Below are 16,408 nucleotides of genomic sequence, written 5' to 3'. Positions count from 1 at the left end.
TAATTCTCCTTTACATATTATCGTACCATAATAGTTTATAAAATCACATCTTGATAGTATACCCCATTTCAGTTTTTTTACACAGTTTTTGAAGGCAGATTTTAAAAACGCCTTATATCCTCACTGCATACAAGGAAGATATAAGACGCTGGTTATCATTCAGCTTTCAATACTAATTTATTCATGCCTTCCATCTCATCATTTAAATGAGTCGAGTGGTACTCTCCTTTTACCCATGCTTCGATTTGATTGTCATACCATTCACTCTTGAAGTGACCTGCCTGGCCTGGACCGACAATATGGTATCCTTCATTCATATCGGCAGTATCAATTACAAACCTCCATGAACCGCCATGGTTGACAATTCCTTCATTATTATAGCTGGCTGCCTGAACAGTCACCCTGCTCCCCCCTACAGGAATGGGATCTTTTCTGTTGAAAAACCATTTTAACAACGGCGACGCACTTGAAACGGGATGCTCAAAGTACACTTTGTGGTATTCGCCCCACTTCCAATCATTCATGGAAGTCCCATAAGATTCCTCTAATTCTTTTAAGGCTTTTTTCAAAGTACCATTTAAATATGCTTTATATCCCCCAAAAGGTTCAAACCAATTCGATTCTTCCCCTTTATGCGCATTACGGAGCATTTCATCCACAATACCCTGCCGCCCTTCAAAAAGGTCCATCATGGTGTCCGGAATCTCTTTCTTGAACATATCTTTCGATAAGGTATCCATCCAGGAGTGAAACAATAAAGGTGCCGCACGTGATTTATCATCTTCGTAGTCCCACTCCTCAAGCAGTTTGACAGCTTCCTTTTGTTCTGCTGTCAACTCCAGTACTTTTAGATCTTCTAAAAGAAAGGGCAGAAATTCGGCAGCATGTAGATTGACCTTGTCCATCTGAAGAGTTTTCATATCATCAATTGTCAAGTTATCCTGTTGCTCAAGATATTGAGCGATTCTCATATACCTGTACGGCTGGGCCCAGTGGTTGCTGATATGATAAGGATAACTATCATCGATCACTTTATTATTTGCTGTGGCGATGAATCCGCTGGCAGGGTTTACAGTCACAGGCAGTTCGTCAAAAGGAATGAACCCCTGCCATTCGTATTCCGGCTCCCATCCCGGAACAGGAAGAAGTCCGTCTCCTTTATTCCGTACAGGTATCTTTCCATTTGCTTTATATGCGATTGTTCCGTCATTAGATGCAAATACGAAATTTTGGGTTGGCGTATGAAAATCCTCCAGGGCAGTCTCGAATTCTTCCCAATTACCTGCTTTATTCATATTCAGGATTGCCTGCAGCTCAAGGCTCGGATCTAAGGCGGTCCACCTGAGTGAAAGCACCTGACCATCATCATCTGATTGAGAGGCGCGTTCGGAAATGACAGGTCCATGTCTTGTAATGGTGACTCTATAAGGAATATCTTCCCCGCCCTTGACAGCAATCGGTTCCTTAATGATAGTCGCTTCTTCCCAATTATTATCGTAAAGAAATAATGATGGGTCCTTACGGTTCCTTTTCTCCACATACAAATCCTGGACATCCGGGCCGGTGTTTGTCACACCCCAGGCGATTTCTTCGTTATGACCGAGAATAATACCCGGAATACCCGCAAATATAACTCCGCTCACATTCAAATCCGGTGCATTTAAATGCATTTGATACCAAATCGAAGGTGTGCCCAGCGACAAATGGGGATCATCCGCAAGAAGCGGTTTTCCGTTTGCCGTTTTCTCCCCGCTCACGACCCAGTTATTGCTGCCGTTATATTCAGGGGGTATTACCGAAGATGCAAAAGAGGCTTCAATGTCTAAACCAGAATCACCTACTGATGCAAGAATCTCAGGGGCATCTTCAGGATATGAGGGGAACAGATCGTATGCCTTTTCCTCGGGAAGATTCTTCATTGCCCAGTATCTGAAGGCCTGGCCCTGCCAGTGCCCCCCCAGATCAAATGCCATATACTTTCCAATGGTCAATGAATCAACCGGTGTCCACTCTTCCGGTTTGTATCCCAAAAGGGTGAATTCTACAGGCAGTCTTCCTTTCTCCTTTGCTTGATCCATGTATGCATTGACCCCTTCTGCATACCATTCAAGTATCTGCTTGGTTTCATCAGGATAAGCTGTATACGAGACTTCTGCAGCCCTTCTCAGGCCGAGCGTCCGGAAAAACTTATCCCTTTCTACGGTTTTTTCCCCGATGACTTCACTTAACCGGCCGGATGCCTGTCTTCTGCTTAAGTCCATCTGGAATAGACGATCCTGGGCCTGAACATATCCTTGGGCAATGAATAAGTCCTTTTCCGATTTCGCCGATAGATGCGGAACGCCCTGATCATCTTTCGTCACTTCCACATCATGAGACAACCCATTCAAAGAGATCGTTCCGGAAATCACGGGTAATGACCTTTCCACATAAAAATCCGCCGCGATTAGCCCCCCGACGAGCAGGAACCCAAGCACTCCAAGCGACCACAGTAAAACGATTGTCCGTTTCTTTCTCTTTATCTTCAACGGTTGTAGATCGGTTCCTCCATTCATCTGAATCCCCCTGTAATTTATTATTGAAAATTCCGAAAAATACTTCTTTATTAGTATTAGATGATTTGGTTAAATAATCCTTCTTCATTTCAATAAATGGAAGAATAAGAGAGAGAAAGCGCTCAAGTCCTGCTCATAATCAATACGATGCCGCTTACAAGAAAGAATATGGAGCAGCCATAGAAAATATAGCTTATGGCAAAATAATTCAACAACAGTCCCGTTCCCATGACGGCGAGACTGGAACATAAAGAAGTCCAGAAATGATAATTTCCTATCATCTTCCCTCTTCTTCCCCTATAAGGCATTTCGCTGAGTACGAGCTTTTCGCTAGTCTTTTGTATTGCACCCAGGATGCCGAGGACCACTTGAATGAAATAGACTTTCTCTATAGTGTTGACAGATGGTATGAGAAGGAAGATAAAACTCATTCCGACAGCATAAAAGATCAGGAGCTTCACTCCCCCTGATCGATCAGCCCACTTCCCTATCAGGCGCTGGCTGAGCGCCGCACTCAGTGTGAATAACCCATAAGCAAAGCCAAATGAAGAAAACGAACGGCCGATATTCTGAATGAAGAGCAAATAAAAAGGAAACGAAACACTGGCGGCAGTCAAAGCAAAACTTTGCGAAAAAATGAACCACTTCATAAGCCGTACTCCTCATAAAATTGATTGATGAATCTTTCGTCGGGATCAAGTCTTCTTTTCTCTTTAAAAAACATTTCACTTGCAGGATACGCCTCTTTTAACTGTTCTTTTGTCGGATACTCGAAATAAGGCAGATAATAACTGCCTCTGTGATCCAGCGTAATGTCGATCATCCCCCTGACCGTTTCACCAGTTGCTGATATATCTTCTTCATCCATCCCCTGATTGATGAGAAGTACCAGTGCAAACATATCTTCTTTCGCAAAAGACATCAGTGCATCATTGTTTCGACCCACGTACCTGACTGTAATGTTGATCAAGTTCAAATCCCGGTCCTCAAGATACACCCTCAAATCATCTATATACGCTTCATACTCATCTACAGGCACAAAATATTCCTGTAAGATATCGGTGTCGTTTTTCGCCTCATATTCCAGAAACTCAGATTCTGAGCGCATGACATTGTTCCTCGTCACGGTATTACCGCTCCTGTGCAGGAAAAATGACTTCTGCATTTTCCAGAACGCATTTTTTCCCCAATCGAAATCACGAGATAATCCGAGAAGGAACTTTGTTAAAAATGTGAACCTTTCTTCATTAAGTTTACTGTGAGAACTGTAATCTTCACGGGTCTCACTAAGCATATAATCTGTAACATACATTTCCTTCAAAAATGAATCCGGGGCGGTCGATATTCTGGCAAGATGCATCTTTACCCCCTCATCTGCCAATACATGATTATTGAAGTATCCTGTATACTCTTTGAAAGACATTTCTTTTGTTCTTGTTTTGTACAATTCATCTTCTGCCAGTTGAAGTTCCACATCCAGTATGACACCGAACAAGCCGTATCCTCCGATCACCAGGGGGAAATATTCGCTGTTTTCTGTTCTTGACACCTTTACCACTGTACCGTCAGGCTTCAATAACCTGAACCAGTTCACGGTTTCAATCAACGACCCGTGGCGTATATCCCTGCCGTGGACATTAACGGACAGAGAACCTCCTATAGTGAATATATTTTGTGACTGCATGACTTTTACCGCCAGTCCATAGGGGTTAACAGCCCGCTGAACATCATCCCATGTTGCTCCGCTTTGAACATGAATGGTCATTCTTTCAGGGTCGACATGAAGAATTTTATTATAATCAGTCATATCCAATACAACTCCATCAGGGTAGTAAGTATGTCCACCCTGGCTGTGGCGCTTGCCGGCGATCGACAGCTTCAAATCCTGTTCATTCGCATCCATGACGGTATCAATCAAACTATTTTCTTCCTGCCCTTTCACTACTTGTTTGATTTTAGTCGGCATCAACCGTCCTACGTCTGTCATGATATTGTCTTCATCTTTCTCAGTTGTGAGATAGATAAATAATGAAGAGTATGCGAGTAAGAGAACAAGAACGATTAGTATGCTCTTTTTCGTTACTGTTTTAACAATCATTTACATATCCCCCAATTCAATCCTTTTAGTGTAATTTTACACTAAAGATGAAATATTTCAATTAATATTTTTAAATTCGTTTAAATCGGACATTTGGTTTACATAATAATATTCTTGTATTCTTATATAGAAAAAAAACGAAGCCTGGGTATACCAGACTTCGTTTTTATTGGTTACATTATCCGTTTAAACATTTTTTCCATCTCATAGGTAGAGTAATGGATGATGATCGGACGGCCGTGCGGACAAGTGAAAGGGTCGTTGGTCCTTCTCAATTCATCCAGCAGTGCAAGGATCTCGTCATTCCTTAAATGGTGGTTTGCCTTGATGGATCCCTTGCAGCTCATCATGATTGCTGCTTCCTCGCGTAGCTTTCGGATGTCCACACGGTTCATTTTAAGAACTTGTTGGATCATATCTTCTATCGTTTCCTTTTCTTCACCTGGGGGAAACCATTGAGGATGTGAACGGACAATAAAACTGTTCTGTCCGAACTCTTCCAGAAAAACCCCGACTTCTTCAAGTGCAGACCGGTTTTCATTAATTTTGATATATTCATCCATCGAATATTCCAGTGTCAGCGGCACCAGCAGTTCTTGCAGCTCTTTCGCAACCTGTCCCACTTTTTCTTTGAAGAATTCATATTTGATGCGTTCCTGTGCAGCGTGCTGATCAATGATGTACAGCCCTTGGTCATTTTGAGCAAAAAGGTATGTTCCGTGCATTTGCCCCACCGGATAAAGCGGAGGCACCCTGAGTGCTTCTGTTTCTTTGTCCGGGTCTTCAGCCATTACTCTATGATCAATCGCAGCATCTTCAGCTTGCTCAACGGACATTTCTTCTTCATGATAACTATCGTCTGATGGAGTTTCAGCCTGAAAAGGCCTTCTCTCTTCCGCTGCCATTTGCGGAAACTCTCTGGCCGCATTCTCCCCTGCCTTCTCTTTGGGAAGTGCTTCTCCGGGCATTGTCGTCCATGAGCCTGGACTTATATTTGTTGGAGCAGGGCTGTGATCCAGGCTCATGTACGTTTGCTCAGACTTAGGTTTGACAGGTCTTGCTGCAGATGTTCCTGAAGGAATAAGCTCTTTTTGTTTAAAGACTGCCTTGATACCCTCGGTCACAAGTGAATTCAATTCATTTTCTTTACTTATACGAACTTCCATTTTGGAAGGGTGAACATTCACATCAATGAGGACAGGATCCATATCAATGTTCAATAATACAATTGGATGCCTTCCTATCGGCAGGAGGGTATGGTATCCCTCCCCTATCGCTTTAGCAAGCGCATAATTTTTTATGAATCTTCCATTGATCATCGTCGATATATAATTCCTCGATGCCCGGGTGATCTCAGGAAGGGAAACATATCCGCTGACCCGGAAATCCAGCGTACTCACTTCAATGGGAACCATTTTCTTTGCAATACCGATACCATAGATAGCAGCGAGGACTTGACGCACATCACCGCTTCCATTTGTATGAAGGAGCGGCTTCCCATTATGCAGGAGCCTGATTGATACTTCCGGATGAGCAAGTGCGATTCGATTCACCACATCACTGATGTTTCCGAGCTCTGTATGGATGGTCTTCAAGTACTTTAAACGGGCAGGAGTGTTATAGAAAATTTGTGAAACCGTTATATCCGTTCCTTTTCTTGAAGAAGTCTTTTCGAGCTTTTTGATCACACCGCCATGAAGTTCGATAAATGTACCTGGTCCCTCGCCTGTACTTGTGCTCATGGTAAAGTACGAAACAGACGCGATACTCGGCAGTGCCTCCCCCCTGAATCCCAGGGTACGGATCCTGAAAAGATCATTCTCATCTTTAATCTTACTTGTTGCATGCCTCCTGAAAGCCGTCTTAACATCTTCCTCTTCGATACCGTCCCCATTATCGATGATGCGGATCGAATTAAGGCCCGCTTCTTCTATGTGAATTTCGATCACATCACCGTTGGCATCGATACTATTTTCCAAGAGCTCTTTTACGACTGAAGCTGGCCTTTCAACAACCTCGCCCGCTGCTATTTTGTTGGAAAGCGAGTCATCAAGCTGAAAGATCTTTGCCACGATTACACCGCCTTTATTTTTTTAGCTTTTTTTGTATTCCGTATAAAGTATTCATCGCATCAAGTGGTGTCATTTCAAGGATATCGAGTTTCTTCAATTCATCCAGCAGTTTCTTTTCCTTTGATGTGGGTGTTGACTCTTTGGCTGCAGTTTCCTCTGTCTGGAAAAAGGAAAGCTGTGCGAGTTCCTCATTGAGCTCATCATTTGTCTTCTCTTTCGTCTTCTCTTTCGTACTTGCAGCTTCTGCCTTCGACCGGGATACTGAAGACTCAGTTTCCTCTCTTTCAAGATGCGTTAATATTTCGTTCGCCCGCCGGATCAGCTCCTGAGGTAGATCTGCCAGTTCAGCCACATGAATACCGTAACTCTTATCTGCAGCCCCTTCTTTGATCTTGTGAAGAAAGACAAGCTTTCCATTTTGCTCCATTGCGCTGACATGTACATTTTTGACCTTGATTAATTCTTCTTCAAGAGTTGTCAGTTCATGATAATGGGTGGAGAACAGGGTTTTTGCCCCGATATTTTCATGGATGTATTCAATGATCGCCTGGGCGAGGGCCATTCCGTCATATGTGGATGTACCCCGTCCGATTTCATCGAAAAGGATCAAGCTCTGCTGTGTCGCATTGACGATTGCATTCTTCGCCTCGAGCATTTCGACCATGAATGTACTCTGTCCGGAAATCAAGTCATCAGCCGCTCCTATACGTGTAAATACCTGATCGAACACAGGGAGGTCCGCCCTGCTTGCAGGTACATAACAACCGATCTGGGCCAGGATGGACGTAAGTGCTATCTGCCTCATATAGGTACTCTTACCGGACATATTTGGCCCTGTAATAAGGAGCATTTCCCGTTCTGCATCCATGAAACAGTCATTTGGCACATACTCCTGGGCACCCATTACCTTCTCAACCACTGGATGGCGTCCATCATGCAGGATGATCCGGCGTTCCTCATTGAATGCTGGCTTCGTATAATGCCTTTTTTCGCTTACAGTAGCAAAACATTGAAGTACGTCCAGCTCACTCACGAGCCTTGCCAACTTTTGGAGACGCGGAATGAACTCTTTTACAGTTTCCCTGATTCCGATGAAAAGTTCATACTCCAATTCAACAGATTTCTCATTAGCCTGAAGAATGATGGATTCTTTCTCCTTTAATTCAGGGGTGATGAAACGCTCAGCATTCGTCAACGTTTGTTTTCTTTCGTATCTGCCTTCTTCCAGATGATGAAGGTTCGCTTTGGTGACTTCGATATAATAACCGAATACCCGGTTGAATCCGACCTTCAATGAGCGTATTCCGGTACGCTCCCGTTCTTTCCGTTCAAGCTCTGCAATCCAGCTCTTCCCGTTCTTGCTTGCATCACGGTACTGATCCAGTTCTTCATGGTAGCCGTCCCTTAAGAGGCTGCCTTCTTTAATGGAAAGAGGCGGATTTTCGACCAATGCCTGCTCCAGTAAATCTGTCAGATCCTCACAAGGATCCAGGTCCGACACGAGTGCATCAGTAGCTTCATTGCCCATTGTCTCCACCAGATGTTTTAAAACAGGGACTTGCTGCAGCGATTTTTTCAGTTGAATCAGATCACGTGCATTCACATTACCGAAGGCTACCCTTCCCGCCAATCGTTCCAAATCGTACACTTCTTTAAGTCGTTCCCTTAAATCCTGCCTTTCGAAAAATCTCTCCAAGAGGACTTCCACCACGGTCTGACGTTTCTGTATTTCTTTCACTTGAATAAGCGGACGGTCGATCCATTGTTTAAGGAGGCGTGCCCCCATTGCCGTCATGGTTTCATCCAGCAGCCATAGGAGTGACCCTTTTTTCCCTTTGGAGCGGATCGTCTCTGTCAATTCGAGATTCCTTTTAGAATAATAATCCATTTTCATATATTGGTAGATATGATACGTCTCTGCTTCTTGCAAGTGATCGAGACTTCTTTTCTGGGTTCGGAATAAATATTGAAACAGCCTCGCTGTACTTACCTTCAATTTTTCCTGGTCGAGAGCTTCTACAAGATGTGAGAATGAAGGATCCAGACTTGTCTCATTTTCATATGAAAGTGTAAGGTCACTTCTCTCGTTGATTCTTCTTTGGGTTTCTTTATCTACATCCGGGGGAAGCACCACTTCTTTTGCCTCGATTGTCGCCAGTTCATTCAGTAAGTTTTGAAGGCCGCCTGTTACAAGGGTGACTTTGGATTCACCAGTGGTAAGGTCACTGTATGCGAGCCCGAACGTTTCATCGTCAAACGGAGTCACGGATGCAATATAATTGTTTTCTTTATCATTCAAACCCTTCCCGTCCATTACAGTTCCAGGAGTGATCAGCTGAACAACTTCCCTCTTAACGACCCCCTTTGCCTGCTTCGGGTCTTCAGTCTGTTCACAAATGGCCACTTTGAATCCTTTGTTGATCAGCTGTTCTATGTAATTGGAAGCGGAGTGATAAGGGACCCCGCACATAGGGATTCTTTCCTCTCCCCCTCCATCACGGCTTGTTAATGTTATTTCAAGTTCCTGTGAGGCCGTAATTGCATCATCAAAGAACATTTCATAAAAATCACCTAAACGAAAAAATAAAAAGGCATCCTGATAATCTGCCTTTACTTGTAAATATTGCCTGATCATCGGCGTATATTGAGTCATGGTTCGAATCAAACCTTTCATGCTAATTCTACTAATTTCGACTCCTCATTATATCATATCGACTCAAAAAGAAGCACATAGAAGAAAATAGTAAAACGCAGGCAAAAAAACGCCGCTCATGAAAGGAGCAGCGTTTTGCGATTATGAATCACCTTGTTTAGCCACTTTAGGTGATTCATTGTTAGAAGAATCCTTGTTCTTTTTCTTTCCGGCGGTATAGAAAAATTTATACGCAATATAAATGATGAGCACGGCGGCCCCTCCAATAAAGATATAGTTCTGAACATTGCTCATCAATGCCTGTACCGACTTCAAATTTCCATTTTTCCCTACAATGAGCATGATGAAGGTGACTGGGAAAATCCCGATGAATGTAAGCATACCAAACTTTATCTTATTTACTTTACTGATCCCGGATGCATATGAGATATAGTTCCCGATTCCAAGAGGGCGCGAGAGGGCGATGCTCCATATCCCGTATTTCCTGAACCACTTTTGAGCTTTTTCAACTTTTCTTGTATTTTTGCTGTTTGTCTTTTCCTTGATCGTATGTTTAATCTTAAACCCGATTCCATATGGGATATAGCTGAACACCGTATAAATCACGCTGCTAATAACAGCCAGGCCGATCAGCTTCCCCCAGGACGGGTCAAGAAGGTATCCATATGTGAGTGTGACAAGCACTCCAGGAAAAGGTAAAGATGATGCTTCTATTGCATTTCCTGCAAATAGCCCCCACATTCCTATTTCTTTAATAACATTTATTATGAACTCCAGCATGAGTTTTTACCCTCCACAATTTGTTTAAAGCACCTTTTCCCTCTTTATGAATGAAAAAAACTCAGCTGCATCATTTTTTACATACATTTTCCGCAGTATTTTCCAAGGGTTAATGATCACTCCAGCAGTGCAGCCAGTACCTTGGCATCAAGTGCCCACTGATCTTCAGGACTGTTTCTGCGAATGATCATTTCACCCTTTTTCACATTTTGTTCCTGTTCTCCCGTGATCCATTTCAACCTTGCATGTACAACCAGGCCAAAGATCGGGTGTATGTCTTCTGATGGCAGCAATGATAAATCCGAAATGTCTATGTGTTTAACGTGATGGATCATTTTTTTTGCAATACCCCTCTCTCCGCCTGAAAGAATCAATGCAAGTAAATCTTCGTCATGTTGATTGATTGCCACCTCCAGGATGTGGAGGCTTTCATATGGATCCATATGGTATACATACCTTTTCAGTTCTCCCCCGGCCCTTAAAATCATCAATTTATGTGCGAAATCAGGTGTAGGGGTTTTATGGGTGGTACTGCCATAAAAATGTACACAAAAGTGTCCGGGAAATCCATTCTTAAGTGCTCCTGCACCATGAGGCATTCCATTCATAGAGCCTGGTATTAAACGATCATCATACTGAACCAGTATCGCTCTTCTGTCCCAGCTCCATGCCCCTCCATAAATTTTTTTCATTACTTTTGTATCTTTATTTGTAAGCGGCTGTACATCCGCATGTTTGCTTCCTGCACGCCTCTGCACGTGAAAACTCAGACCGGTTTGGACGTCAATGATCGTAAAATAAGATTTATTCGGGATCAATTCTTTTACTGTTTCCCACGGAAGAATTTCGACTGAAAAAGAAGGACGCGGGGCATCTATCGTTTGTTCATCTCCCCCAACCGTCTCGGCTTCAACTCTGCCGCTAAGTAACAAAAGCAAAAGAATAATGATGAAGATTTTCATTTGAATATGCATCAAAAACCATACCTTTTTTTAAATAGTTTCTGATTGAACGGAAAATGAATAAGCTGAAATTATTGGTAACTGTAAACTCGTTCATGAGTTACATGAAAGTTCATTTCATACCTATACTATTTTAAGAAGGGAATGATGAACGATGCAGTTATTATCAAAACTAACTCTTATCAGTCTTCTTGCATTACCCGGCCTGAAAGCTGGACATGCGGATCAAATAGAAATCTTCTTCCAGGATAGCCATCTTTCCTCTTATTCAAAAACAGATCTTACCTATAATGTGATTGATGAGCCACTATTAAACCCGGCCATAACTGAAAACCTCATGGAAGACATTCAAAAGAAAGTGTCGGTCCCTCCTCAAGATGCGTACCTTGATGAGCACAACCATATAGTCGAACATGAAAATGGCTATACGTTGCACCGGAGGAAATTCCAGAAACAGCTTATAGAAGCTTTATTCTCTAAAGGTACAGCTTCCATCGATGTTCCATTACAAGTCATCTATCCCCGTGTGGACAGCGAGTTACTATCTTCAATCCGAGACAAGAAAATAGGACAATATGTCACTTATTTCAATCAACGCAATGTTGAACGCTCCCATAATATCAGCCTTGCTGTCAAAGAGGTCGACAATACGGTTGTTTTTCCTGGTGAAACATTCTCATTTAATAAAGTGGTCGGTAAAAGAACCAGGGAGAAAGGATATAAAAAGGCTCCAGTCATTGTGAGAGGGGAACTTTCCGAAGATATCGGCGGGGGGATTTGTCAGGTCTCTTCGACTCTGTTCAATGCAGTGGACCTTGCGGGGGTAGAAATTATGGAACGGTATCATCACAGTAAAAGAGTCCCATATGTACCCAAGGGAAGGGATGCAACTGTAAGTTGGTACGGCCCGGATTTCATTTTTCGGAACATCTATAACCAGCCCCTTTTGATTCGAGCAAAAATATATGGCGGCCAGTTGATTGTCTCGATATATTCTTCCGAATCCATCCTTGTCAAAAAAAGAGATGTGCCCCCTGCATCCAATGATTTACCACAAGAAATACGGCAACGCTAATAGAGGCATCTCACCGGAGCGGGATGCCTTCTATTTCAGTAATCAATTGTATTCAAGAAACTCAATCCGATTTCCAAAGGGATCGGATACAAAGAATCGGCACCTGCCGTTTATAGGTGTATCTTCTTTGATTTCAATTCCTTTTTCAATCAAAGAACTGCGGAATTCTTCTAATCCTTCGACAAGCAATCCGGGATGAGCTTTAGTCGCCGGTACAAAAGCCTGCTGTACGCCAATATGAACTTCCTGGGAACCAAATTGAAACCAGCAGCCCCCTCTCCCCTGGAGGTTTTCCGGCTTGGGGATTTCCTTTAATCCTATCATTTCGCCATAGAACCTTCTTGCTTCTTTTTCACAGTCTTCAGGTGCGGCCAATTGAATGTGATCAATTCCTTTAAATGTTACAGTCATTCGTCCCTCTCCTATCCTTTGTGCGATAAATTAATTTTACCATTATTTTTTAATAAAGGTGAATAATGAAATAAATCAACGGGTTACTTGAGAGGAGCAAACTTTCAAAAGATAGATTTAAATGTATAAGTGGACTCTCAACACCGCTAATGATTTCCGTGCAAGACTACGCTTTCCGCGGGTAGCCCGTGAGCCTCCTCGGCAAGCCTGCGGGAAGAAAAGCGGAGGGGCATTGAAAAGAGGCGGTTGGCATAAGGCGAATCGGCCACGAAGGCGTACTTTGCCTTCTTGGCCGATTTGACTTATGACATGTGCCTCTAAGCCCCGCAGCTAGACAAGTCTCACATAAGCTACTCTTCCCGCAGGAGTCTTCGTCTTGCACTCCAATCAACCGCTGAAGAGAGCTAAATCTAAATGAACATTTAAACAAATTAAAGCCCGAAATAATTTTCCTCTTAATACGAAAATTATCGGACTTTGCATAGACTAAAACCTTTTAATCCCAGCCTCAGTTATTAAACGCTTTGGTTACCGCGTCAATAAAAAATCAAGAGAAAGGCCAAGAAGTTATTAGCTAAAACTTAACACTTAACTGTTTCTTCGTCAGTCAGGTTTTTAAGCATATTAACTACCACTAATTCCAAAAGTTATTTATATAGTAGTGGAATGTGCACCCCCATAAGATTCATCAACCAAAACGTTTATAACACCTTAATAACAATAAAAAACACACAGTGATTCCATTGTGAGATACAGTGCGTTTTTGATTTGATATTCACTTGTTTGTTCTTCCGAAGTTAACCAGTTATGAATCAACGAGCAGCTTCTATGATTGAAGCTGCTCATCTTTCATTACACTTGTTTTATTCCTTCAATGACAGTTGAGAGTAAAAGTTCAAGATCCTCGACATCGATCGTAAGCGGAGGGGAAAGTGTCAAGACATTGTTGTATCCGGCGACAGTGGCTCCGTTTTTTCCGATGATGACGCCGTTTTGCTTGCAATAGGAAATGACTTTGTTCACTACATCCACTTCCAATGGTTCTTTCGATTGTCTATCCTTTACCATTTCTATTCCTATTAGTAGTCCTTTCCCTCTTACGTCACCGACCAATGGATGATCCTGCAGTTGGTTTTTCAATGTATTGATCGCTGTTTCACCGAGTTCAGCCGACCTTGCGAAGAGATCTTCATTCTCCATGATTTCAATGTTCTTGACAGCCAGTGCACAAGCTGCCGGATTCCCTCCGAACGTATTGATATGCCGGAAGTAATCATATTCTTCAGAGCCTTTGAAAGCCTCATAGATCTCACGTTTCACTGCTGTTGCTGATAACGGCAGGTACGCAGATGTAATTCCTTTTGCCATTGTGATGATGTCCGGTTTCACATCATAATTCATGAAACCGAATGGCTTGCCTGTTCGCCCGAAACCACATATCACCTCATCGACGATCAACAGGGCACCATGATTTTCGCACACTTCCTTGACTGCTTTCATATATCCCTCTTGCGGTACCAAAATTCCTCCGCCGGTGATGATTGGTTCCATAATGACAGCGGCAACCGTTTCACTGAGCTCCCAGGTCATTGCTTGATCGATGGCCTTGACCCCGGGCAGTTCATGCGGGGATTTCCCATTCGCGTCATCCCGGTAGGAGTCCGGAGGGGCAACATGGATGAAGCCGGGAGCAAGTGGTTCGTACTTGTATTTCCTTTGCGCCTGCCCCGTTGCAGCCAGTGCTCCCATTGAGTTTCCATGATAAGCGCGATATCTGGAAACAATCTTATAACGTTCCCCTTCACCTTTTTGCTGATGATATTGACGGGCGATTTTAAATGCCGTCTCATTTGCTTCAGAACCGCTGTTTGAGAAAAAGATGACATAATCATCCCCCAGAAGCCCGTTCAGTTTTTCAGCAAGCTGAATCGCCGGCTGATGACTCTGTGTCAACGGGAAGTAAGCCATTTTTTTAAGTTGTTCATATGCAGCTTCAGCAAGCTCCTGTCTCCCATAACCGACGTTCACGCACCATAAACCGGCCATACCGTCCAAATATTTCTTCCCCTCATGATCGGTCACCCATGATCCGTTGGATTCCGTTACTACCATCGTCCCAGCGGGATTATACGGCTTCATCGAATGCCAGACAAATTGTTCATCCTGTTTTAGCCACGTATCCTGACCAGTTTTCACCATGTGCAATCCCTCCTTACTCTTTTTTAGAAATCGAACCTTGAGGTGATCATTTTCTTCCTAGTATAGAAATTTACTCCGTCTTTCCCGTTAACATGCATGTCTCCGTAGAAAGAATCCTTCCATCCCGAAAATGGGAAGAAAGCCATTGTGGCAGGTACTCCGACATTGATCCCCAACATCCCTGCATCCGCTTCTTCTCTGAACTGCCTGACTGCTTTCGCATCCTTTGTATATAGAGTAGCCCCATTTCCAAAACGGGATTTACGTATATATTCTAGTCCCTCATCTAAGTCTTTTGCACGCAGCAGGCTCAAAACAGGTGCAAACATCTCTTCTCTTGCGATCGTCATATCAGGTGTGACATGATCAAATATCGTCGCTCCCAAAAAGTTCCCTTCGTTGAATTCATCCATTTCCTTTCTTCCGTCCCGGATCAAGGAAGCACCTTCCTCGAGGCCTTTTTCAATATATTTGAGGGTACGGTCACGGTGTTCGTTTCTGATTACCGGGGTCAGCAGCACTTCATCTTCCATTCCGCTGCCGATAAAAAGTTCATCCGCTTTCTTTTTTAATGCATTGACAAACGGCTCATTATCCCCGACTACGACTACTGCACTGCACGCCATGCACCGCTGGCCGGCACTTCCGAATGCCGAACTGATGATGTGGTCAGCTGCCTTGTCCATATCCGCATCCGGCATGACCACATGATGATTCTTGGCACCTGAAAGGGCCTGGACACGCTTCCCGTTTGAAGCTGATTTTTCATACACATACTTTGCAACTGGCTGGGATCCCACAAAAGAGATGGCTGCAATATCTTTGTGTTCAATCAGTCCGTTAACCACGTCATGTGCCCCGTGCACCACGTTAAGGACTCCCTGGGGTATGCCGGCTTCTGTGAATAGTTCAGCTAGCCGGTTGGCAAGAAGCGGTGTTCTCTCGGATGGCTTAAGAACAAATGTATTCCCGCAGGCAACGGCGAGAGGGAACATCCAGAGCGGAACCATCATCGGAAAATTGAAAGGTGTAATCCCTCCAACCACCCCTAGAGGGTAGCGGAACATTTCGGAATCAATCTCTTCTGCAATTCCGCTGAGGGTCTCCCCCATCATCAGTGTCGGTGCCCCGCAGGCAAATTCTACACACTCAAGTCCCCTCTGAACCTCTCCATAAGCTTCCTTAAAAGCTTTCCCATTCTCTTGTACGACAAGTTTTGCAAGCTCTTCATGATTGTCAGATAAGAGAGTATGATATTTATAAAGGATCCTTGCCCTCTTTGGAACAGGAGTTTTCTTCCAGGTTTTCAATGCTTCCTTGGCTGATTGGACTGCCCGGTCTACATCTTCTTTGGTAGAGATAGGGACTCTGGCCAGCTCTTCATTAGTAGCAGGGTTTAATACTTGCATGGTTTGTGAACTGAGTGAATCCACCCAGCTCCCGCCAATGTAATTTTTTAATACAGCTGCTTCATTTTTTATAACCGACAATTTTAACTCCTCCTTGTACCCAATAGAGTTGGGCTGATTTTCTCCTGGAAGTAAGTAAGCGTCATGAAGTATTTACATTCATTATGAGAGATGTGGTAAGGGCTTTCATTAGA

General features: G+C 43.4%; 11 protein-coding genes. 1 reads left to right on the top strand and 10 read right to left on the bottom strand.

Annotation, left to right across the window (positions count from 1 at the left end; all coding sequences use genetic code 11):
* Positions 1-155 precede the first annotated feature (155 nt).
* The 7 genes from AS034_RS10905 to AS034_RS23050 form a co-directional block, all read right to left on the bottom strand.
* On the bottom strand, positions 156-2,555 hold the full coding sequence (locus AS034_RS10905; protein ID WP_058298467.1) for a penicillin acylase family protein: 2,400 nt from the start codon (positions 2,553-2,555) through the stop codon (positions 156-158).
* 122 nt (positions 2,556-2,677) lie between these two features.
* Positions 2,678-3,205, bottom strand: coding sequence for an MFS transporter (locus AS034_RS10900; RefSeq protein ID WP_058298466.1), 528 nt, complete (start codon positions 3,203-3,205; stop codon positions 2,678-2,680).
* Positions 3,202-4,653 (bottom strand): FAD-binding oxidoreductase, encoded by a 1,452-nt coding sequence (locus AS034_RS10895; RefSeq protein WP_058298465.1) that lies wholly within the window; start codon positions 4,651-4,653, stop codon positions 3,202-3,204. Before AS034_RS10895 ends, AS034_RS10900 begins: the two co-directional genes overlap by 4 nt.
* A gap of 173 nt (positions 4,654-4,826) precedes the next feature.
* Complete coding sequence (mutL, locus tag AS034_RS10890; protein ID WP_058298464.1) at positions 4,827-6,725, bottom strand: DNA mismatch repair endonuclease MutL; 1,899 nt, start codon at positions 6,723-6,725, stop codon at positions 4,827-4,829.
* A 13-nt stretch (positions 6,726-6,738) separates the two neighbouring features.
* Positions 6,739-9,378 carry a DNA mismatch repair protein MutS gene (gene mutS / locus AS034_RS10885; protein ID WP_058298737.1) on the bottom strand — a complete coding sequence of 880 codons (2,640 nt, stop codon included), beginning with the start codon at positions 9,376-9,378 and terminating at the stop codon, positions 6,739-6,741.
* A 141-nt stretch (positions 9,379-9,519) separates the two neighbouring features.
* The gene (locus tag AS034_RS10880) at positions 9,520-10,158 is read right to left on the bottom strand and encodes a DedA family protein (RefSeq protein ID WP_064565818.1); all 639 of its coding nucleotides are present in this window, start codon (positions 10,156-10,158) and stop codon (positions 9,520-9,522) included.
* Between the two features lie 116 nt (positions 10,159-10,274).
* Positions 10,275-11,135: a hypothetical protein gene (locus AS034_RS23050; protein ID WP_176716091.1), complete on the bottom strand. Its 861-nt coding sequence runs from the start codon at positions 11,133-11,135 to the stop codon at positions 10,275-10,277.
* Positions 11,136-11,274: 139 nt separating this feature from the next.
* On the opposite strand from AS034_RS23050, the gene AS034_RS10870 reads away from it, so the two are divergent.
* Positions 11,275-12,195 carry a VanW family protein gene (locus AS034_RS10870; protein WP_032088713.1) on the top strand — a complete coding sequence of 307 codons (921 nt, stop codon included), beginning with the start codon at positions 11,275-11,277 and terminating at the stop codon, positions 12,193-12,195.
* Positions 12,196-12,237: 42 nt separating this feature from the next.
* Here AS034_RS10870 and AS034_RS10865 read toward each other — a convergent pair whose 3' ends face one another.
* From AS034_RS10865 to AS034_RS10855, 3 genes are all read right to left on the bottom strand, one after another.
* Positions 12,238-12,606 (bottom strand): VOC family protein, encoded by a 369-nt coding sequence (locus AS034_RS10865; RefSeq protein ID WP_058298463.1) that lies wholly within the window; start codon positions 12,604-12,606, stop codon positions 12,238-12,240.
* An 852-nt stretch (positions 12,607-13,458) separates the two neighbouring features.
* Positions 13,459-14,805, bottom strand: coding sequence for an aspartate aminotransferase family protein (locus AS034_RS10860; protein ID WP_058298462.1), 1,347 nt, complete (start codon positions 14,803-14,805; stop codon positions 13,459-13,461).
* A gap of 23 nt (positions 14,806-14,828) precedes the next feature.
* Positions 14,829-16,295 carry a CoA-acylating methylmalonate-semialdehyde dehydrogenase gene (locus AS034_RS10855; protein ID WP_032088716.1) on the bottom strand — a complete coding sequence of 489 codons (1,467 nt, stop codon included), beginning with the start codon at positions 16,293-16,295 and terminating at the stop codon, positions 14,829-14,831.
* Positions 16,296-16,408: the final 113 nt, after the last annotated feature.

The sequence above is a fragment of the [Bacillus] enclensis genome (genome assembly GCF_001456935.1).
Classification (GTDB): domain Bacteria; phylum Bacillota; class Bacilli; order Bacillales; family Bacillaceae_B; genus Rossellomorea; species Rossellomorea enclensis.
The sequence above is the reverse complement of the archived record's forward strand: the minus strand, read 5'-3'. Positions and strand labels throughout refer to the sequence as shown.